This window comes from Rudaea sp. (assembly GCF_036560865.1).
Lineage (GTDB): Bacteria > Pseudomonadota > Gammaproteobacteria > Xanthomonadales > Rhodanobacteraceae > Rudaea.
In genome coordinates this window covers 12,653-32,033 of sequence record NZ_DATBQK010000156.1, presented here as the reverse complement: position 1 = coordinate 32,033, position 19,381 = coordinate 12,653, and the positions used below count along the sequence as shown (strand labels likewise).

At 62.9% G+C, this 19,381-nt stretch carries 15 protein-coding genes and 1 tRNA gene; 11 read left to right on the top strand and 5 right to left on the bottom strand.

The window, feature by feature from the left end:
* The 6 genes from VIE67_RS14700 to VIE67_RS14675 form a co-directional block, all read left to right on the top strand.
* Positions 1-2,525: error-prone DNA polymerase (locus VIE67_RS14700; RefSeq protein WP_414707381.1), on the top strand; the 2,525-nt coding region annotated here is incomplete at its 5' end.
* A 63-nt stretch (positions 2,526-2,588) separates the two neighbouring features.
* Positions 2,589-2,882 carry an addiction module antidote protein gene (locus VIE67_RS14695; protein WP_332027198.1) on the top strand — a complete coding sequence of 98 codons (294 nt, stop codon included), beginning with the start codon at positions 2,589-2,591 and terminating at the stop codon, positions 2,880-2,882.
* Between the two features lie 232 nt (positions 2,883-3,114).
* Positions 3,115-3,191, top strand: a tRNA-Arg gene (locus VIE67_RS14690).
* A gap of 48 nt (positions 3,192-3,239) precedes the next feature.
* Complete coding sequence (locus tag VIE67_RS14685) at positions 3,240-4,079, top strand: cyanophycinase (protein WP_332027197.1); 840 nt, start codon at positions 3,240-3,242, stop codon at positions 4,077-4,079.
* 54 nt (positions 4,080-4,133) lie between these two features.
* Positions 4,134-6,926 (top strand): cyanophycin synthetase, encoded by a 2,793-nt coding sequence (gene cphA / locus VIE67_RS14680; protein WP_332027196.1) that lies wholly within the window; start codon positions 4,134-4,136, stop codon positions 6,924-6,926.
* Between the two features lies 1 nt (position 6,927).
* Positions 6,928-8,703, top strand: coding sequence for a Mur ligase family protein (locus VIE67_RS14675; protein ID WP_332027195.1), 1,776 nt, complete (start codon positions 6,928-6,930; stop codon positions 8,701-8,703).
* Between the two features lie 247 nt (positions 8,704-8,950).
* On the opposite strand, the gene VIE67_RS14670 is transcribed toward VIE67_RS14675, so the two are convergent.
* A complete protein-coding gene (locus tag VIE67_RS14670; RefSeq protein WP_332027194.1) occupies positions 8,951-10,471 on the bottom strand; it encodes a glycosyltransferase family 39 protein in 1,521 nt (506 codons plus the stop codon).
* Between the two features lie 134 nt (positions 10,472-10,605).
* Between VIE67_RS14670 and amaB the strand changes: the two genes are divergently transcribed.
* The 5 genes from amaB to murB all read left to right on the top strand — a co-directional run bounded on the left by amaB (position 10,606) and on the right by murB (position 14,778).
* Complete coding sequence (gene amaB, locus VIE67_RS14665) at positions 10,606-12,141, top strand: L-piperidine-6-carboxylate dehydrogenase (protein WP_332027193.1); 1,536 nt, start codon at positions 10,606-10,608, stop codon at positions 12,139-12,141.
* Positions 12,142-12,223: 82 nt separating this feature from the next.
* Positions 12,224-12,496 carry a plasmid mobilization protein gene (locus tag VIE67_RS14660; protein ID WP_332027192.1) on the top strand — a complete coding sequence of 91 codons (273 nt, stop codon included), beginning with the start codon at positions 12,224-12,226 and terminating at the stop codon, positions 12,494-12,496.
* Positions 12,496-12,693, top strand: a complete 198-nt coding sequence (locus tag VIE67_RS14655) for a hypothetical protein (RefSeq protein ID WP_332027191.1) — start codon at positions 12,496-12,498, stop codon at positions 12,691-12,693. Before VIE67_RS14660 ends, VIE67_RS14655 begins: the two co-directional genes overlap by 1 nt.
* A 4-nt stretch (positions 12,694-12,697) precedes the next feature.
* Positions 12,698-13,732 (top strand): quinone-dependent dihydroorotate dehydrogenase, encoded by a 1,035-nt coding sequence (locus tag VIE67_RS14650; protein WP_332027190.1) that lies wholly within the window; start codon positions 12,698-12,700, stop codon positions 13,730-13,732.
* Positions 13,729-14,778, top strand: a complete 1,050-nt coding sequence (murB, locus tag VIE67_RS14645) for a UDP-N-acetylmuramate dehydrogenase (RefSeq protein ID WP_332027189.1) — start codon at positions 13,729-13,731, stop codon at positions 14,776-14,778. Before VIE67_RS14650 ends, murB begins: the two co-directional genes overlap by 4 nt.
* Here murB and VIE67_RS14640 read toward each other — a convergent pair.
* The 4 genes from VIE67_RS14640 to VIE67_RS14625 form a co-directional block, all read right to left on the bottom strand.
* Positions 14,775-15,701 (bottom strand): adenylate/guanylate cyclase domain-containing protein, encoded by a 927-nt coding sequence (locus VIE67_RS14640; protein WP_332027188.1) that lies wholly within the window; start codon positions 15,699-15,701, stop codon positions 14,775-14,777. The genes murB and VIE67_RS14640 overlap by 4 nt on opposite strands.
* A gap of 49 nt (positions 15,702-15,750) precedes the next feature.
* Positions 15,751-18,018: a thiamine pyrophosphate-dependent enzyme gene (locus VIE67_RS14635; protein WP_332027187.1), complete on the bottom strand. Its 2,268-nt coding sequence runs from the start codon at positions 18,016-18,018 to the stop codon at positions 15,751-15,753.
* Positions 18,019-18,140: 122 nt separating this feature from the next.
* Positions 18,141-18,788 carry a glutathione S-transferase family protein gene (locus tag VIE67_RS14630; protein WP_332027186.1) on the bottom strand — a complete coding sequence of 216 codons (648 nt, stop codon included), beginning with the start codon at positions 18,786-18,788 and terminating at the stop codon, positions 18,141-18,143.
* Positions 18,785-19,339 carry a GNAT family N-acetyltransferase gene (locus VIE67_RS14625; RefSeq protein WP_332027185.1) on the bottom strand — a complete coding sequence of 185 codons (555 nt, stop codon included), beginning with the start codon at positions 19,337-19,339 and terminating at the stop codon, positions 18,785-18,787. The genes VIE67_RS14630 and VIE67_RS14625 overlap by 4 nt, the downstream gene beginning before the upstream one ends.
* Positions 19,340-19,381: the final 42 nt, after the last annotated feature.

Below are 19,381 nucleotides of genomic sequence, written 5' to 3'. Positions count from 1 at the left end.
CCGCGATTCGTCATCGCACGACAGTGCGCGCCGGTTGCGGTCATCTGTTCGCGAACGGCGAGCGTCACCTGCGCAAACGCGATGCGCTCGCGCAAATCTATCCACGCGAGTTGCTCGATGAAACCCTGCGCATCGCAACGCGCTGCACCTTCAGCTTCGATCAACTGCAATACGAATATCCGCGCGAGCTCGTGCCTGCCGGATTCAGCGCGACCACTTGGTTGCGCCATCTCGTCGAAGAAGGCGCGCGCTGGCGCTGGCCGCTGGGCGAAGAAGCCAAGGTTCGCAAACAGATCGAAGACGAACTCGCACTGATCGCGGAACTGAAATACGAAGCCTATTTCCTCACCGTGCACGAGATCGTGAGATTTGCGCGCAAGGAAAAAAACATCCTGTGCCAAGGGCGCGGTTCGGCGGCAAATTCGGCGGTGTGCTTTTGCCTCGGCATCACGGAGGTCGACCCGGCCCGTTCGACCCTCGTGTTTGGCCGCTTTCTCTCCAGGGAACGCAATGAACCGCCGGACATCGATGTCGATTTCGAGCACGAACGGCGCGAAGAAGTCATCCAGCATATTTATGAAAAGTACGGTCGCGAGCGCGCCGCGCTGGCCGCGACCGTGATCAGCTACCGGCCCAAGAGCGCATTGCGCGATGTGGCCAAGGCGCTGGGATTTTCGGCCGATCAGGTCGAGCAGCTGAGTCGCTCGATTTCCATTCGCGACGACGAAGCCACGCTCGGCACACGCCTGCGCGACTATGGTTTCGATCCAACCTCGCCGCCACTGCGTCGCGTCATCACGCTCGCGCGCGAGCTGCTCGGCTTTCCGCGCCACCTGTCGCAGCATGTCGGCGGCTTCGTCATCTGCGACTCGCCTCTGCATACGCTGGTGCCGGTCGAGAATGCGGCAATGCCTGGGCGCACGATCATCCAGTGGGACAAGGACGACCTCGATACGATGCACCTGCTCAAGGTCGACTGCCTCGCCCTGGGCATGCTTACCTGCCTGCGCAAATGCTTCGATCTGATCCGCGATCAGCGAGGTCACGCCTGGACTCTCGCAACGATTCCGCCCGAGGATCCGGAAACCTACGCAATGATCCAGAAAGCCGATACGGTCGGCGTGTTCCAGATCGAATCGCGCGCACAGATGGCGATGCTGCCGCGACTCAAGCCGAAAGAATTCTACGACCTGGTCATCGAAGTCGCGATCGTTCGCCCCGGACCGATCCAGGGCAAAATGGTGCACCCGTACCTGCAGCGACGAAAAAATCCGGAGCTGGTCGAATACCCGTCGCCTCAACTGGAGGAAGAGCTGAAGCGTACGCTCGGCGTGCCGCTGTTCCAGGAGCAGGTGATGCGCATCGCCATTGTGGCGGCGGGTTTCACTCCCGGCGAGGCCGACGAATTGCGCCGATCGATGGCGGCATGGAAACGCCGCGGTGGCCTCGATCATCTGCACGATCGTCTGATCGGCGGCATGCTGGAACGCGGCTATCTACTCGACTTCGCCGAGCGCATCTTCGAGCAGATGAAGGGCTTCGGCGACTACGGTTTTCCCGAATCGCATGCGACGAGTTTTGCGCTGATCGCCTACGCATCGAGCTGGCTCAAGTGTCACGAGCCTGCGGCCTTCGTCTGCGCGCTGCTCAATTCGCAACCGATGGGATTTTATTCAAGCAGCGAAATCGTGCAGGACGTAAAACGGCATGACATCCAGGTGCTGTCGATCGATGTGCGCTACAGCACATGGGATTCAAGACTGGAAAAAGCGCCGGAGAACACATCGCCTCCCATAGTGCCGCAACGCGACCTTCCGCAGATCGCCATCCGTTTGGGACTGCGCGAAATCCGCGGCTTTTCCGAGGAGGTTGCGCAGCGCCTCGTAGAGGCGCGTAAACAACACGAATTCGATTCGATCACGGAACTGTGCGAGCGCGCCCAACTCGATCGGCGTGCACAGGCCCTGCTCGCCAATGCCGGCGCGCTGCATGGCCTTGCCGGTCATCGTCATCGCGCACGCTGGGCAGTCGCCGGCGTGGAAACGACGCGGCCGTTGTTCGGCAGGAACAGCCCCGCCGAAGGCCACGCCTGCCTGCCGCCACCGACCCTGGGCGAAGACGTGCGCGCGGATTATGCGAGCACCGGCCTGAGCCTTGGCCCGCATCCGCTCGCGCTGGTGCGCAGCCAGCTCCACGATCGGCATTGCCGGCGCTCGCGCGACGTGCGCGCGCTGCCGCACAACACGCCGGTGCGTGCCGCCGGACTCGTCACCGTACGCCAACGCCCGCAAACCGCGAAAGGCACCACCTTCATCACCCTCGAAGACGAAGACGGCGTGGTCAATGTCGTGGTCTGGCGCGATCTTGCCGAACGCCAACGCCGCATATTCCTCGAATCGCAACTGCTGGCTGTGGACGGCGTACTCGAATCGGCAGACGGCGTGCAGCATCTGATCGCGCGGCGCCTGTACGATTTCAGTCCGCTGCTGGGCGCACTGGATGCGCGCTCGCGCGATTTTCATTGAACGGCAGAAGCAACTTGCTATTAAAATAGCATTGCATATTGCAAACAATTACCGAGTTAAACCATGAAACGCAAAACCGAAACCTTTTCCCGCTGGGACGCCGTAGGTCACCTACATAGCGAAGAAGATATCGTCGCCTATCTGCAGGCTTGTGCAAACGAAGACGATCCGCAATTGATGATTGCCGCGCTCGGCGACATGGCGCGTGCGCGAGGTATCATGGAACTCGCCCGGCAAACCGGATTGACCCGCATGGGGTTATACAAGGCGCTATCCGGCGAAGGCAATCCGAGCTATGCCACCGTTGCCAAGATCGCGCATGCGTTGGGGCTGAAAATTTCGGTGAGCACTGCCTGATTTGGCCGATGGATGGCACGTCCCTCGCACGTGAGCGGGCGCCAAGTTTTGGCTACTTCATCAGCGGCATCACGTTGTTCCAATCCGCGCGCTCAAGCTTGAGCGCGCGACGAACACGGTACCGATTCTTGCAGAATAGAGGCCGCCTGTCGCACGGGCTGAGACTTTGGAAACTGGTATCGTCGCCGGGTACGAGCTTGAACTCTGGTTTCATGCGAAAATCCCTCCCAACGGCCCGGTAGCTCAGTTGGATAGAGCGCGCCCCTCCTAAGGGCGAGGTCACAGGTTCGACTCCTGTTCGGGCCGCCACTTTCAGCCCGCCATCGGAATTGAAAAGATAACAATGGAAAAGTATCAATGAGCCCGAGCAAAGTCGCCGCAAAAGACCAACGCGGCTGGATCGTTCCGATCGGCGGCGCGGAAGAGAAAACATCGGGCGACGCACGCATCCTCAAGCGCTTTGTGCAGATTTGCGGCGGCAGCGATGCGGACATCATCGTGATTCCGACCGCGAGCCGGCAGGCCGATCTCGGCAGCCGCTATGAAACCCTGTTCCGCGAGCTCGGTGCGGATCGTACGCGCACGCTCAATTTCGACAGCCGCGACGACGGTCACCGCGACAGCTGGATGCGCCGCATCGAATCGGCCAGCGGCATCTTCTTCACCGGCGGCAGTCAGTTGCGCATCTCGACGATCCTCGGCGGCACGCCGGCGGCCAAGCTGATCCGCACGCAGAACGCGCGCGGCATCACCGTCGGTGGCACCAGCGCGGGCGCCAGCATACTTTCCGAACACATGATCGCGTTCGGCGACGAAGGCTCCTCGCCGCGCGCCGGCAGCGTGCGCCTGGCGCCGGGACTGGGCCTGACCAACCGCTTCGTGATCGATCAACATTTCCGTCAGCGCGACCGCCTCGGCCGCCTGGTCACCGCGCTCGCCTACAACCCGTTCGCGGTCGGCATCGGGCTCGACGAGGACACCGCTGCCTTCATCGCGCCGGACAACACGCTCGAAGTCGAAGGCTCGGGCGCAGTGACCGTAGTCGACGCAAGCGCTCTGGAATTTTCGTCCATGGCCCAGATCGAGGAAGGCGAGCCAGTTTGCCTGCTCGGTTTGACCGTGCATATCCTCGTTGCCGGCGCGACCTACAACCTGCAGACGCGCAAAGCGTCGGCCGGAGCGTTGGCGGCGAACTGAATTTGTGCCGTTCTTCTCCGAGCGGGGGAAGGGCAATAAAAGAGGAAGACAACGATGCGCATACTCGAACGTTCCGTCTACGTTGGTCCGTCGCTGTACGCGCATTTCCCGGTCATCAAGCTGGAACTCGATCTCGAAGCGCTGGAAGCTTGGCCGACCGGCAAACTCGGCGATAAATTCATCGACGGCCTCGTTGCCGCGCTGCCTGGCTTGGCCGAACACGGCTGCTCGTACCGCGAGCCCGGCGGTTTTATCCGCCGCATGCGCGAAGGCGAAGGCACTTGGCTCGGCCACGTGCTCGAACATGTCGCGATCGAATTGCAGAACGTCGCTGGCGAAAACGTCACGTTCGGCAAGACGCGCAGCATCAGCGACGATCGTCCCGGCGTGTACACCGTCGTCTACGAATACGCGCAGCGCGAAGAAGGCATCGCGGCGGGCGAGCTTGGCCTGCGCCTGCTCGAATCGCTGCTGCCGGAAAATCTGCGCACGCACGGCAGCGTGCCGGATGGATGGAATTTCGTCGAGGCGCGCGACCAGTTCATCCGCTATGCGCAACGGCGCGCGCTCGGTCCGTCGACTGCCTCGCTCGTGCGCGCGGCCGAGCAGCGCAACATCCCGTGGCTGCGGCTCAACGAGCAATCGCTGGTGCAGCTCGGTCACGGCAAGTATCAGCAGCGCATCCAGGCCACGGTGACCGGACGCACCCCGCATGTCGCGGTCGAACTCGCCAGCGACAAGGAAGAAACCAACAAGATCCTCGCCTCGCTCGGCCTGCCAGTACCGAAGCAGGAACTCGTGCGTAGCGAGGAAGGCGCACTGCGCGCCGCGCGCCGGCTCGGCGGGCTGGTGGTGACCAAACCGTACAACGGCAATCACGGCCGCGGCATCACGGTAGCGATCTCGAAAGACGAGGACGTCATCGAGGGTTTCAAGGCCGCGAAGGAGCATTCGAGCTCCGTGATCGTCGAGACGTATCTGTCTGGCGACGACCATCGCCTGCTCGTCGTCAACAACGAACTCGTCGCCGCGACCAAGCGCACGCCGGGTCATGTCGTCGGTGACGGCAAGAAGACCGTACGAGAACTTGTCGATATCGTGAATTCGGATCCGCGCCGTGGCGTCGGCCATGAGAAAGTGCTCACGCGTCTCGAACTCGATCGCGAAGCCGCAATGATGCTCGAACGAGCGAACCTCAGCGCGGACTCCGTACCCGAGAAGGACCATGTCGTGCCGCTGCGCAAGACGGCCAACCTGTCGACAGGCGGCACGGCGACCGACGTCACCGATATCATCCATCCGGACAATCGCGATATGGCCGTGCGCGCGGTGCGCGCAATTGGCCTCGATGTCGGCGGTGTCGATTTCCTCTCGCCGAACATTGCCGAGAGTTACAAGAGCATCGGCGGCGGCATCTGCGAGATCAACGCGGCGCCCGGCTTCCGCATGCACGTGAGCCCCAGCGAAGGCACGCCGCGCGACGCCGCGGGTCCGGTGATCGACATGCTGTTCCCGTCCGGCACGCCGGCGCGCGTGCCGATCGCCGCGATCACCGGCACTAATGGCAAGACGACCACGGCACGCATGCTCGCGCACATCACCAAGATGGCCGGCTTCACACCGGGCCTGACGACGACCGACGGCGTCTACATCGACGGCCAACGTACAGTCGAGGGCGACATGACCGGGCCGGTCTCCGCACGCATGGTGCTGTCGGATCCGCATATCGATATCGCCGTGCTAGAAACCGCGCGCGGCGGACTGCTGCGCGCCGGCATGGGCGTGCCCGAAGTCAACGTCGGCGCGGTGCTCAATGTGCAGTCCGATCATCTCGGCATGAAGGGTATCGACACGCTCGAACAACTCGCCGAGGTCAAGCGCATCGTCGTCGAGGTCGCGACCGACTGCGCCGTGCTCAATGCCGACGATGCGAACGTGTTGAAGATGTCCGGCTATACTGAGGCGAAGGTCATCTGCTACGTGACGATGAATCCCTCGCACGCGCTCGTGCGCGAGCATGTGCGCGCGGGTGGGCGCGCCTGTGCACTCGAGGCCGGCGTCAACGGTTCGATGATCACCCTGTACGACAAGGGCAGCCACATTCCGCTGATGTGGACGCACCTGATCCCCGCGACGATGGAAGGACGCGCGTTGCATAACGTGCATAACGCGATGATGGCCGCAGCGATGGCGTTTTCGCTCGGCATCAAACTCGATGCGATCCGTCAGGGCCTGCGCACCTTCGACACCACGTTCTTCCAGGCGCCCGGACGCATGAATGTGTTCAACGAGCATCCATTCAAGGTGTTGATGGATTACGGTCACAACGCACACGCGGTCGGCGTGATGGCCGACCTTGCGCGGCGTCTCGATGTGACCGGTCGGCGCATCGTGGTACTCGCCGGACCAGGCGACCGGCGCGATGAGGATCTGCTCGAGATCGCGGGCGTGGTGGCCGGCAAGTTCGATCACTACTTCTGCCGACGCGACGACGCGCTGCGCGGCCGCGATGGCGACGAAGTGCCGCGCATCATCGCCAAGGCGCTGATCGCGAAAGGCGTGCCCGAGAACGCGATCTCGATCATTCCGGAAGAACAGGAAGCGATCGATGCCGCGCTGCGCATGGGCAAACAAGGCGATCTGATCCTGGTATTCGCCGATGCGCTGACGCGCTCGTGGAAACAGATCATCAAGTTCCGCCCCGAAGGCACACCGACGCCGGTCGCGCCGCATGCGCCAGAACCTGCTGCGGTGGAGACCGCCATCGAAGAGCGCGCCGTCGCCGAGATGGACGGCCTGATCCGCGACGAGCGTGGAATACGCTTCGCGCGCGACACCGAAGACTGACATGCTCTTTCCGATTGAAGACTCGCGCCGCTTGACCGGCGCCAATCTCTATTTCACCGAGTCCGGAGCCCTACTGCAGACTGCAACGGGTGTCCGCCTCGACGAGTGCACGGTTACGCATTGGCGCGAGCGCGTCGAATTCGCACGTGACACCCTGGGTTGGCCGCGGGCCCCGATCGTCGCCCGCGTCAACGCCGACGGCGGCGGGGAACTGGCATTTGCCGCGCCGATCGACCAATTGTTTGTCGCGACCGAAGTCAACGAGTGGGCATTCCTGTCTGCACTGCATCGCTGCCATAACTGGGATTGCGATCAGGCATTTTTCGCGCCCGCATTCCCGCCGATTCGCGATAGTGACCTGGCCTTGCGCACGTTGCGGCGTGCGTCCACGGCGGAGCGTCATCCGCGGCTGGTTGCTTTGCTCGACGAGGCGCGCCGACTCGGCTTGCCGGTGCTACTCGATGATGCCAAGTTGAGCCTCGGTGCAGGTGCGGGTTCGCGCACTTGGTCGCTCGATTCGCTGCCGGCAGTCGGCCGGGTGAATTGGTCGGCAATGCACGCGATTCCGGTTGCGCTGGTCACCGGTTCGAACGGCAAGACCACGACCACGCGCCTCGTTGCCGCGATGAGCGAACTGCACGGCCTGCGCACCGCGTTCAGCTGCACCGATGGTGTGTTCGTCGATGGACACGCCGTCGCGAGCGGCGACTACTCCGGTCCCGCAGGCGCGCGCACGGTGCTGCGCGATCGACGCGTGCAAGCCGCGGTACTCGAAACCGCGCGCGGTGGCATCCTGCGCCGCGGCCTGGCGGTCGAACGCGTGCAGGCGGCGATCGTCACCAATATCAGCGCCGACCATTTCGGCGAATACGGTATCCACGATCTCGATGGGCTGGCCGACACCAAACTCGTGGTCGCGCGCGCGCTCGACGCCGATGGAACCCTGGTCCTCAACGCAGACGACGACTCGCTGGTGCGCCGCGCGGCGACGCTTGCGTGCCGACTCGGCTGGTTCGCGCTCAACGCCGATCATCCGTTGCTGATCGCGCATCGCGCGCGGGCGGGCGCGACCTGCGGCGTGCGCGCTGGCGAACTGATCCTGCATCGCGACGGCGTGGATCATGCGCTGGGTAAAATCATCGATATGCCGCTGACCCTGCGCGGCGCGGCGACTTACAACATCGCGAATATTGCGGGCGCGGCGCTGCTCGCCAGCGCCCTCGGCGTTGCGGTCGCAACAATTGCACAAGTACTCGCACGTTTCGGCGGCGACAATGCCGACAACCCGGGCCGCCTGATGCGCTGGTCGTTTGGTAGCGCAACCGCGCTGCTCGACTACGCACATAACCCCGAAGGTCTGCGCGGCTTGCTCGACGTTGTGCGCGCGATATCTCCCGATGGCCGGCTCGCGCTCGTACTCGGCCAGGCAGGCAATCGCGAGGACACCGATATCCGCAAACTGGCCGCGGCGGCCGCGAGTTTCCGCCCCGACCTGATCGTGCTCAAGGACATCGAAAGCCATTTGCGTGGACGTGCGCCGGGCGAGATCGCTGCAATCCTGAAAAACGAACTCCTGCGCAACGGAATCGTCGAAGCCGCAATCGTCACCTGTCTCGACGAAGTCGTCGCCGCGCGCACTGCGCTTGACTGGGCGCACGCGGGCGACAGCATCGTGCTGCCGATTCACGACAAACAGGCGCGTACGCAAGTCGTCGCCCTGCTCGATCGCCTCGCCGCATCGCGTTGGGTTCCGGGAACGCCGCTGCCACCCGTTTGAAATCCGGCTCTGGACCTTTTTCGATTTATCCGCTAACGCCGCGACGCCGTTGCCTGTTGCACGGGGGCGCCGGTTCGCACGCTCACAAGCGCCCCCTTCCGGCTGCCGCCACCTTCCCCCGCTGCGCAAGGGAAGGATTCTCAGCCCGAACGACTTGCTATTCCCTTCCCCTGCGCAGCGGGGGAAGGTGGCGCGAAGCGCCGGATGGGGGGGCGCTTGTGGCCTATTGTCGAAAATCAAAAATGACCTAACCAAACTCGATCAAACGCGGCCACAGTTCATCGAGAGGCTTACGCACACCGCGGCAGATGAAAATATCCGGGTGCCACTTGGTCTCCTCGTTGTCGACATGCGCGGCATTGCCGGTGTGGCCGGCGAGCTCCACCGTCGTGCAGGGCTTGTCGAGATCCTTGCGCTCGGCGCCGACGACGATCAGCGTTTGTGGCACGGGTCGCGGCGGCCCGCGCAGCCAGAACGAATTGACCGCGCTGATCACCTGCGGCAAGCCGAGACCCGGCCCATAGAGTTCCAGTGCGCCGGCTTCGCCGTAGTTGCTGGCCCAGATACCCGCAAGCGCCTGCTCCTCGGGAGTAAGGCTGTTCCAGATGCGTGCGACTTCATTGGTAAGTTCCGGCCAGCCGAACTCCTCGCGGAAATCGCCGTTCATCCGGTTGACGAACTCCCAGTGCGCCGAGTTGACCGGCACCAGCGGCAGCACCACCGGCACGACGACGGTCGCTGCGAGCAGCAGCAGCGTCACGCCGCTCCACGCAACGCGGCGCAGGGCCGGCGATTGCCGCTCGTCGAGCCAGCGTTGCAGTACCACCGCACCCAATGCGAACAACATCGGATACAAGGGGGCCGTGTAGTAAGCGCGCCCCTGCGCCAAGGCAAAAATGACCACCGGCACGACGGTCATCCAGCCGAGAATCCGAAAGCGCCCGCGCATGCCGAAGAATGCGCAGCAAAGCCCGAGCAACCACAGCGGCAAGGTCAAAAGATTCGTCGAGATATTGTTGACTTGATTGATCCAGAAACCGTCCGCGCGGCCGATACGCACGTCACGCGCATGAATGAATTTTAGAAAATCCAGGGTGATGAAATCGTGCCGAATCTGCCAGATCAGATTGGGCAGGAAGATCAGCACGCTCAGGCCCAAGCCAAGCCACAACCACTGGTTGCGCAAATCCTTGCGCAACGGCGTCAACAGCACGCCGACGACGAGGCCGGCGGCGAAAAACGCCATGGTGTACTTGGTCATCATGCCGAGGCCGACCGCCGCGCCGATCGCCAGCCACCAGCGCGTATCGCCGGAAACGATGCGGCAGATGACGAAATACGCGAGCAGCACGTACCACAGATAGTCGAAGCTCACGTACATCATCAGCGCGCCGCCCGACAGCGATACGGGTGCCAGTGCGGCGGCGAATGCAGCGACAAGCATGGCCGCAAGGCCGCCACCCAATCGGCGCACCATCAGACCGATGATGACAAAAGCGATACTTTGCCCAAGCGCGGGGAAAAACCGGAATCCGCTCAGCGACGTGCCGAACAGCAGCAATTCGATGCGGCCGAAGAACGGCGTCAATGGTGGGTAGGCAACGAAACCCCAATCCAGATGGCGCGCGTCGCTGAGCGTCTGCAATTCATCGCGGTGGAATCCGTATGCGCCATTCGTGGCGACATGGAACGCGAGCTTCGCGGTCGCCAGTGCGACAAGAATCCACAGATCGCGATCGAAGGTACGCAACGGCTTGGTTGTCGGCATGGCGCTGCGCACTTCTTGAGTGATCCGGATTCGCGAATGTATACGATTCCATCAATGCCGCGTGTGCCGGTGGTCACGTGCGCACGACGGCCTTCGTTTATAATGTGCGACTATCGTTTTTTTCCGGAATCCTCATGCCCTCCCCCATTTTCAAGGCACTCGGTCTGAACAGCACCGAGTCCGGCACCTATCTCGGCGACGGCGAATGGTCGAAGACCGACGATGCCGGCACGCTCGAAGTCGTCAATCCGAGCAATCACGAAATCATCGGCCGTGTGCATGCGGCCTCGGCCAGCGATTACGAAACCCTTGTCGCGCGCGCGCAGGCCGCGTTCGCGATCTGGCGCACGACTCCGGCACCGCGCCGCGGCGAGGCGATCCGCCTGTGCGGCGAAGCGTTGCGCAAACACAAGGACGCGCTCGGCTCGCTGGTCGCGCTGGAGATGGGCAAGATCAAGCCCGAGGGCGACGGCGAAGTGCAGGAAATGATAGATATCGCCGATTTCGCCGTCGGCCAATCGCGCATGCTGTATGGCAATGCCATGCATTCGGAACGTCCGGGACATCGCATGGCCGAGCAGTGGCACCCGCTCGGCCTGGTCGGAATTATCTCGGCGTTTAATTTCCCCGTGGCAGTGTGGGCATGGAACGCGTTCATAGCCGCGGTGTGCGGCGACGTCTCGATCTGGAAGCCGTCGCCGAAGACGCCCCTCAGCGCCGTCGCCTCGCTGAAGATCTGCAACGAAGCGCTCAAGGCCGGCGGCTTTCCGGACATCTTCTTCCTGTTCAACGACGCGGGCACGGAGCTCGCGCAGACCTTCGTCGACGACAGGCGCGTTCCGCTGATCAGCTTTACCGGCTCAACCGCGGTGGGCCGCAATGTCGGTGAACGCGTCGCACGGCGCATGGGCCGCAGCCTGCTCGAACTCGGCGGCAACAACGCGATCATCGTCGATGAATCGGCCGACCTGAAACTGGCGATTCCGGCCATCGTGTTCGGTGCGGTCGGCACCGCCGGCCAGCGCTGCACCTCGACCCGGCGTGTACTGATCCACAAATCCATTTATGCCGACCTGCTCGGCAAGCTCGTTGCGGCTTACCAGCAGGTCGAGAAGAAAATCGGCGATCCCACGCTCGCAACCACGCTCATGGGTCCGCTCAACAGCAAGGCTGCGGTCGACGGCTATCTGGCCGCGATCGAAAAAGCCAAGGCTGCGGGTGGCAAGATCGAGACCGGCGGCAAGGCGCTGACCGACAAACCCGGCAACTTCGTCCTGCCAACCATCGTCAGCGGCGTGAAAAATGCCGACGCGGTCGTGCAGACTGAAACCTTCGCACCGATTCTCTATGCGATGCCGTTCGATTCCCTCGACGAGGCGATCAAGCTGCAAAACGCGGTGCCGCAGGGTCTGTCATCGGCTATCTTCACCCAGAATCTGAAGGCGGCGGAGGCCTATCTTTCCGCGGCGGGTTCCGACTGCGGTATCGCCAACGTGAATATCGGCACCAGCGGCGCGGAAATCGGCGGCGCTTTCGGCGGCGAGAAGGAAACCGGCGGCGGTCGCGAGTCGGGCAGCGACGCGTGGAAGGTGTATATGCGCCGGCAGACCAATACGATCAACTATTCCGATGCTCTGCCGCTCGCGCAAGGGATCAAGTTCGAGTTTTGAATCGTCGTGCCCTGTTGAACGCATATGCGCACGGTCTTATCATGTGCATGTCATTACCATGTTTGCGGTCACGGAGACGTCGATGAAAAGCCAGCGCCTCACGCTGATGATCTCGCCCGAGGACAAGCGCCATTTCCAAAGCATGGCCAAAGATCGTGGAATGAGCATGAGCGAACTCGTGCGCGAAGCGTTGCGCGCGCGCGACATCGTCTCGATCGACGATATGAAAGAGCTTGTCATGATGACAACCGAGCTGCGACAGGCAATCCCTTCCATGCGCAGGAGTCTGCGTTCGGCGATTTCTTCGGCTGATCGCGCTGTTGCCAGCATAGCCAGTCGTCAGGCGAAACGCTGATGGGCGCGGTCACTGAAGCCGTCACCATGCTCAAGGACGTGCTGCGCATGCGCGACGATGTTGACCGACTGTCGAAAAGCGTCGACAAGCTCGCCAACGTCGCCAACGATATCGACAAGCGTCTGATCCGCATCGAGACGATGGTGGAGTTGGCTGAGAAACGTAGCTCCCGACAGCCGCGCCTGTCATCGAAATAACCGCTTGTACGCCCTCGCCCGCCCCTTCCTGTTCTGCCTCGATGCCGAGCGTGCACACGATCTTGCGCTGATCTCGATCGAGGCCGCGTATCGCACGGGATTGAATCCGTTGCTCGCGCAGCGGCCGGCTCCGTTGCCGACGACCGCGTTCGGCATCGGGTTTCCGAATCCGGTCGGCCTTGCGGCGGGGCTCGACAAGAACGGCGCGCATATCGATGCGCTCGCGGGACTCGGCTTCGGCTTTATCGAAATCGGCACCACCACGCCGCGTGCGCAGCCGGGCAATCCGAAGCCGCGCATGTTCCGCCTACCTGAACATGAAGCCGTGATCAACCGGCTCGGCTTCAACAACGGTGGCGTCGATGCGCTGGTGCGCAATGCGGAGAAAGCCACATTTTCCGGCGTGCTCGGCATCAATATCGGCAGGAACAAGGACACGCCGAACGAGCGCGCGGTCGACGATTATCTGCATAGTCTCGAACGCGTCTACCCGCGCGCGGGCTATATCACCGTGAATATTTCCTCGCCGAACACGCAGGGCCTGCGCGATATCCAGGAAAAGGAAACCCTCAAACGTTTTATCGGCACGTTGCGCGAGCGCCAGGAGCAACTCGCCACGCAGCATGGCCTGCGCAAGCCGATGCTGCTGAAGATCGCGCCGGACCTGGACGAGGCCGAACTAGATGCGATCTCGGAAGTTTCACTAGCCGCAAGGATCGACGGCCTGATCTGCACGAATACCACGGTCGATCGCAGCGCGATTGCGTCTGCGCGACACGGACAAGAAGCTGGAGGATTATCCGGCAAACCTTTGTTGGAGAAGGCAACCAAGGTCCTTCAAGGCATGTCGCGGCGCCTCGGCGGCAAGATTCCGCTGCTCGGTGTCGGCGGCATACTCGACGGCGCCGACGCGGCAGCCAAGATCGCCGCCGGCGCGAGCCTCGTGCAGTTTTATACCGGCATGGTCTATCGCGGCCCGGCCCTGATCGGTGCCTGCGTCGAAGCACTGCGCACGCAGCGCAACGAGTCCATGCGATGAACGACGCCAGCCAGATCAAGGCGATTCCCGGCTGCACTATTTACGAAAACGCTTCGCTGCTTGAACGCACGACGTTTCGCGTTCCGGCCAGTGCGTCAATGTTGATCGACGTGCACGACGCCAACGCCTTGCCGGCGCTGCTCGAATCGAGCATCGCGCAAGGTGAAAACGCGTTGATCCTTGGCGAAGGCAGCAATGTGCTGTTCACGCGCGACTGGCCGGGTGTCGTGCTCGCATTGCGCACGCGCGGCATCGGCATCATCGAGGAGCATGACGATGCCGTGCTGGTGCGCGTCGCCGCCGGCGAACACTGGAACGATTTCGTGCACTGGTCGCTGGATCGCGGTCTGTTCGGACTGGAAAATCTCGCGCTGATACCGGGCAGTGTCGGTGCGACGCCAATCCAGAACATCGGCGCCTATGGCACGGAAGTCGGCGAGTTCGTGCATGCGGTGGCGGCCTGGGATCGCATAACGCGGAAATCGGTGCGTCTCGCGCGCGATGCCTGCGCGTTCGCCTATCGCGATTCGCTGTTCAAGCGCGAACCCGGGCGTTACCTCATCATGGCGGTTGAATTCCAGCTGCCACGGCAACGCGAGTTGCGGCTCGACTACAGCGGCGTCCGCGAGGAACTGGCCACGATGGGCGTCGCACAGCCGGACGCACGCGCGGTCGCGCGCGCGATCACACGCTTGCGCACACGCAAGCTGCCCGACCCGGCCACGACCGGCAACGCCGGCAGTTTCTTCAAGAACCCGATCGTGACGCAGATGCAAGCGCAAGCGCTGAAACTCAGCAATCCCGACCTGCCACTCTGGCCGGTGTCGGGCGCGCACGCAAAGCTGTCGGCCGCATGGCTGATAGAAGCCTGTAATTTCAAGGGGCTACGCGAAGGTTATGCAGGTATCTCTAGCCAGCACGCCTTGGTCTTGATCAACCATGGACAAGCGACCGGCGCGCAGATATGGGGCTTGGCGCAGCGCGTACAGAGCGCCGTGCTGGAACGCTTCGGTACCGTTCTGGAACCCGAGCCGCTGGTGATCTAGGCGGGTGAATCAGCTTGAGGCGGGGCGTCCAGATCCGAGCACTGGAAATACACCAAATGTTCGGAATTGACCGCGATGGACTGGCCGAGGCTGATTATTCCGCCGCCGCGCAGACGCACTTCATCGCGATGCAGGCGCACTTCCTGGTCCTCGCCGAATTTCACGTAGGTACCGTTGGTCGAACGATCGGAGACCACGAAATAGCCGCGCTTGTACTCGATCAGGGCGTGATAGCGTGAAACCCAATCGGCGTCGACGACGAGGCCGGATGCGGCATCGCGGCCGAGCGTGAACGGCTGTGCAAACTGATCGAGGCCGGTGGCCTGGCCGCGATAGCGCAGCGCGAGGTTGATCCGCGACCAAACCCCGCTGTCGATGCGGATCGCGCGCTGCACCATGGTCACGTTGGAATTGTCTTCCTGCCACATCACATCGACGATATCGATCGGCTTCTGCTTGCCGGAGACGCGCGCCTGGCCGACCGAACGCGTGCGCAGCATGCCTGCATTGGTCAGCAGTTTGACCGTCGACGCGGTGGTGATGATCTGCTCGCGTTTGGCCAGCGAGGCCATGCGCGCGGCCGTGTTGACCGCGTCGCCGAACACGTCGTTGTCTTCGAGCAGGGTCTCGCCATGATGCAGACCGATGCGGATCGCCAGGCTGTCGCGGGCGAAATCCAGGTCTTGGGCGATGCGTTTCTGCATGTCGACCGCGCCGAGCAAACCCTGCATCGGCCCCGGGAACGTACACATGATTTCGTCGCCGATGGTCTTGATCACGCGCCCGCCGTGGCGCGCGGTGACCTCGGCCAGTGCATTGAGAATGGCCGCGACGAGACGCCGGGCTTCGAGATTCCCGCGCGTCTCGAACAACTTGGTGCTGCCGGCGACGTCGGCGAACACAATGGTCAGCATTGAGCTCATTGGTGCAAAGTTTAGCCGGAAAGAGCGGCTTCGTGGAGATTCGGGTGACTCAGGCCAGCAATTTCGCCGCAGCGACGATATCCGCCTCGCCCGGCAGCACGAGAAAAGCCGCGCCAGCCAGGGGGGTGTAAGTATCGACGCCGACGACTCGCTGCAGCGGTTTGGCGCCATATCCGGCCTCGACGATCGCGGTGATCACGCCCTCGCCCACCCCTGCGCTGTGGCGGCCCTCATCGACGATCACGATGCGTTTTGCGGTCTTCGCCTGCGCGGCGATGAAGGCTCCGTTGAGCGGCACCAGCCAGCGCAGGTCGATCACGCGTACGTTCCAGCCTAGGCCCTTCTTGATCTCGCGCGCCGCGCGCAGGCTCATCGGTACGCCGTTGCCGTAGGTAAAAATCGCCAGATCGTCGGCCGACTCGTCGTAAATGCGCCCTGTGCCGAGCGGCATGGCCTGATCCGGCGGCGGATAGGCGAACTGCCACTCGCCATCGCCCGCCGCATGCAGATCCTTGCTCATGTACAGCGCGATCGGCTCGAGAAATACCGTGACGCGCCCGTCCACCTTCGCCAGCGCCGCCAGTGTGCGCAACATTGTCGCCGCATCGTCGCCGCGCGAAGGGCAGCCAACGACGAGGCCGGGAATATCGCGCAGCGCGGTGATCGAATTATCGTTGTGGAAATGGCCGCCGAAACCGCGCTGGTAGCCCAGACCCGCGATGCGCACCAGCATCGGATTGCGATATTGATTGTTCGAGAAGAACTGCAGCGATGCGGCCTCACCGCGGATCTGGTCGCAGGCGTTGTGGAAGTACGCCAGGTACTGGATCTCCGGCAGCGGCAGCATGCCCATGTTGGCGAAGCCCTGCGCGAGGCCGAGGATCATCGTCTCGTCGAGCAGGGTATTGAACACGCGTGCGCTCTTGAACGCCTTGTGCAGACCCTTGGTCACCGTGTAGACCCCGCCCTTCTGCGCCACGTCCTCGCCGAACAGCAGGGCTTCGGGGTATTTGCAGAACAGGTCGTGCAGGGCATTGTTGATCTGGATCGCCAGATGCCGCGGCGGCAGTTTCTCCGGCAATTTCTCCGCGCTGCCGAAAATCTTCACACGCTGGGTTGCGTAGTCCACGCGCTGCGCCTCGGCGATCACCGCGTCGGGCGTGTACGGCGCGAGCGGCGCAATCACGTCTTCCAGCGAAGTCAGTTTGGGCCGACGATCGGCCTCCTCGGCGGCGGCGAAACAGCGCTGGCGGAAATTTTCATAGCGCGCCAGCAACTGTTCCCGGGTATACACGCCTGCTTCGAGCGCAATCGCGGTGCTGCGCAACAGGGGATCGCCGGCTTCGACAGCGACGAGTTCCTCGATGCTGCGCCATTCGATTTCGAAATCCGTGCCCGCGTGGCCCATGATGCGCGTCGTGCGTAGATGCAGGAAGGTCGGCCGCCGCGTCGTGCGGCAATGGTGCACCGCGCGCGCAACCTGCTCGTAGCCTGTGGCGAGATCGAGACCATCGGCTTGGAAATAGTCTAGATCGCGGCGGCCGCTGAAATTGGCGGCGATCCAGTCGGTCGGCGTCTTCACCGAGATGCCGATGCCGTTGTCCTCGCAGACGAACAGCACCGGCGCGGGCAGTTTCTGGTAGGCCGTCCACGCCGCCGTATTGAACGCGGTTTGCGCGGCGGCATGATTTGCGGATGCGTCGCCAAATGAGCAGATCGCAATGGAATCATCCGGAATCGGAAGTTTGTGCGCGATGCGCTTCGCCTGCTCGATCGCAACCGCCGTGCCGAGCGCTTTCGGCAGATGAGAGGCAATGGTCGAGGTCTGCGGCAGCACCCATAGCGACTTGGATCCCCAAACCTTGTGCCGTCCGCCCGACGCCGGATCGTCCTTGCTGGCGGCGAAGCTGAGCGCCGAATCCATGACGGGATCAAGCCCGGGCAGCTTGCGGAATCGCTCGGCCATGAATGCGCCGCTGCGATAGTGCAGAAACGCCGGATCGGTGTGCCGCGTCAGGCGCGCGACCATCGCATTGCCTTCGTGACCCGACGAGCCGATCGTGTAAAACACCTTGTTTTTGACGCGCAGTACGCGCGCCATCAGATCCAGATGGCGGCTGATCAGCTGCGAGTCAAACAATTCCACGAAGTCGCTGCGCGTGCACAGGCTGCCGGGCAATACGGGCGCATCGCTCGCGCACGCACGCGCGACCGTGCCTCGCCAGTTCTGCACGAACTCGATGAAGTTCTGGTCGCAGACCTCGGCGCGGTTGACGTTTCGGTGGCGCGCGGGAATCGGTTTGGGTATGGCGGTCATGGTTTCTTTCGTAGGCTGAGGTGAGCGAAAGTGAACCCCAGCGATTGACATTGTAGGATGGGTATTGCGTTTTCGATCCCGGAATTCGCGGATATTGTTGGGGTTCGCATGCTCACCCCAACCTACACATGCCTGGACTGCGCGATCAGCGTTGTGTTCTCGGCCGCATACGGCGGCATCGCGACAAACCCAGGCTGCGCGCGCACGCGATCGAGCCAGGCAACCACATGTGGATACTTCGCCAGTTCGAATCCGCCGTCGGCCGCGCAATGCGTGTAGGCGAACAGCGCGATATCGGCGATGCCGTAACCCAGACTGCTGAACCATGCGTTTGCACCGAGGTGCTTTTCCATCACCGCCAGCGCCGCATCGCCACGCTCGCGCAGCTTCGGCAGATCGGCGCGACGCGGCGAATCGAGAGGTGTCCAGCCGCAGATAAAGCGCGCCACGGCGACATAGGGCTCGTGGCTGTATTGCTCGAAGAACATCCAGGCCAGTGTCTGCGCGCGCTGCCAGGCATCGCCGGCGAAGTACCTGGTGCCGTCGGCCAGCCAGCACAGGATCGCGTTCGATTCGGTCATGATGCGGCCGTCGTCAGTCTCGATCATCGGCACCTTGCCGTTCGGATTCTTCGCAAGATATTCGGGTTTGCGCGTCGCGCCATGCGCGCTGTCGGTTTCGACCCAGTGATACTCGCGGCCGAGATGACTGAGCAGCATGCGCAGCTTGTGGCAGTTGCCCGAGGGCGAATAACCGTAGACCGTGATCATCGTGCCTGTACTCCTCGTTGGCGCGCGAACCATTGCTCGCGCGACTGCCCCCAGATTTCGATCGGGTGCTCGTCGAGCGGTGGCGGCAGCTTGCCCGGACCCTGGTTCGTCGAACCGACGCGGCGCGCCAGCGCCAGCGATGCGGTGTTCGCTGGGTCGATGCAATGGATGATGTTGTTCCAGCCGAGGTTCGCGAAGGCCCAATCGATCGCCGGGGCCGCGGCTTCGGTTGCATAGCCCTTGCCCCAGGCCGCGCGGCGAAACGCCCAGCCGACCTCGTTGCCGGGCCAGCCTTCGGGCAGCCACGGACCGAGTTGTCCATACCACTCGCCTGTTTGTTTGTCGGTAACCGAGAACATGCCGAAGCCCTGCACCAGCCACGCACCGGGCTGCTGCAGAAACTTGCGCCACGCGGCGGCGCGGACCATGGCGCCGCCGACGAAGCGCGCGGCTTCCTCGTCGCCAAACAACTCGGCATAGCCGTCGAAATCCTCGCGCCGCGGCAGACGCAGAATCAGGCGCTCGGTCTCGATTTGAATGTCACTGGTCACTGTGAAGCCCCATCAGATACCGAACCCTCATCCGTCCTTCGG

Coding starts and splice junctions, on each gene's coding strand:
- VIE67_RS14695 (WP_332027198.1), top strand. CDS start 2,589: ATGAAACGCAAAACCGAAACCTTTTCCCGCTGGGACGCCGTAGGTCAC.
- VIE67_RS14685 (WP_332027197.1), top strand. CDS start 3,240: ATGAGCCCGAGCAAAGTCGCCGCAAAAGACCAACGCGGCTGGATCGTT.
- cphA (WP_332027196.1), top strand. CDS start 4,134: ATGCGCATACTCGAACGTTCCGTCTACGTTGGTCCGTCGCTGTACGCG.
- VIE67_RS14675 (WP_332027195.1), top strand. CDS start 6,928: ATGCTCTTTCCGATTGAAGACTCGCGCCGCTTGACCGGCGCCAATCTC.
- VIE67_RS14670 (WP_332027194.1), bottom strand. CDS start 10,471: ATGCCGACAACCAAGCCGTTGCGTACCTTCGATCGCGATCTGTGGATT.
- amaB (WP_332027193.1), top strand. CDS start 10,606: ATGCCCTCCCCCATTTTCAAGGCACTCGGTCTGAACAGCACCGAGTCC.
- VIE67_RS14660 (WP_332027192.1), top strand. CDS start 12,224: ATGAAAAGCCAGCGCCTCACGCTGATGATCTCGCCCGAGGACAAGCGC.
- VIE67_RS14655 (WP_332027191.1), top strand. CDS start 12,496: ATGGGCGCGGTCACTGAAGCCGTCACCATGCTCAAGGACGTGCTGCGC.
- murB (WP_332027189.1), top strand. CDS start 13,729: ATGAACGACGCCAGCCAGATCAAGGCGATTCCCGGCTGCACTATTTAC.
- VIE67_RS14640 (WP_332027188.1), bottom strand. CDS start 15,701: ATGAGCTCAATGCTGACCATTGTGTTCGCCGACGTCGCCGGCAGCACC.
- VIE67_RS14635 (WP_332027187.1), bottom strand. CDS start 18,018: ATGACCGCCATACCCAAACCGATTCCCGCGCGCCACCGAAACGTCAAC.
- VIE67_RS14630 (WP_332027186.1), bottom strand. CDS start 18,788: ATGATCACGGTCTACGGTTATTCGCCCTCGGGCAACTGCCACAAGCTG.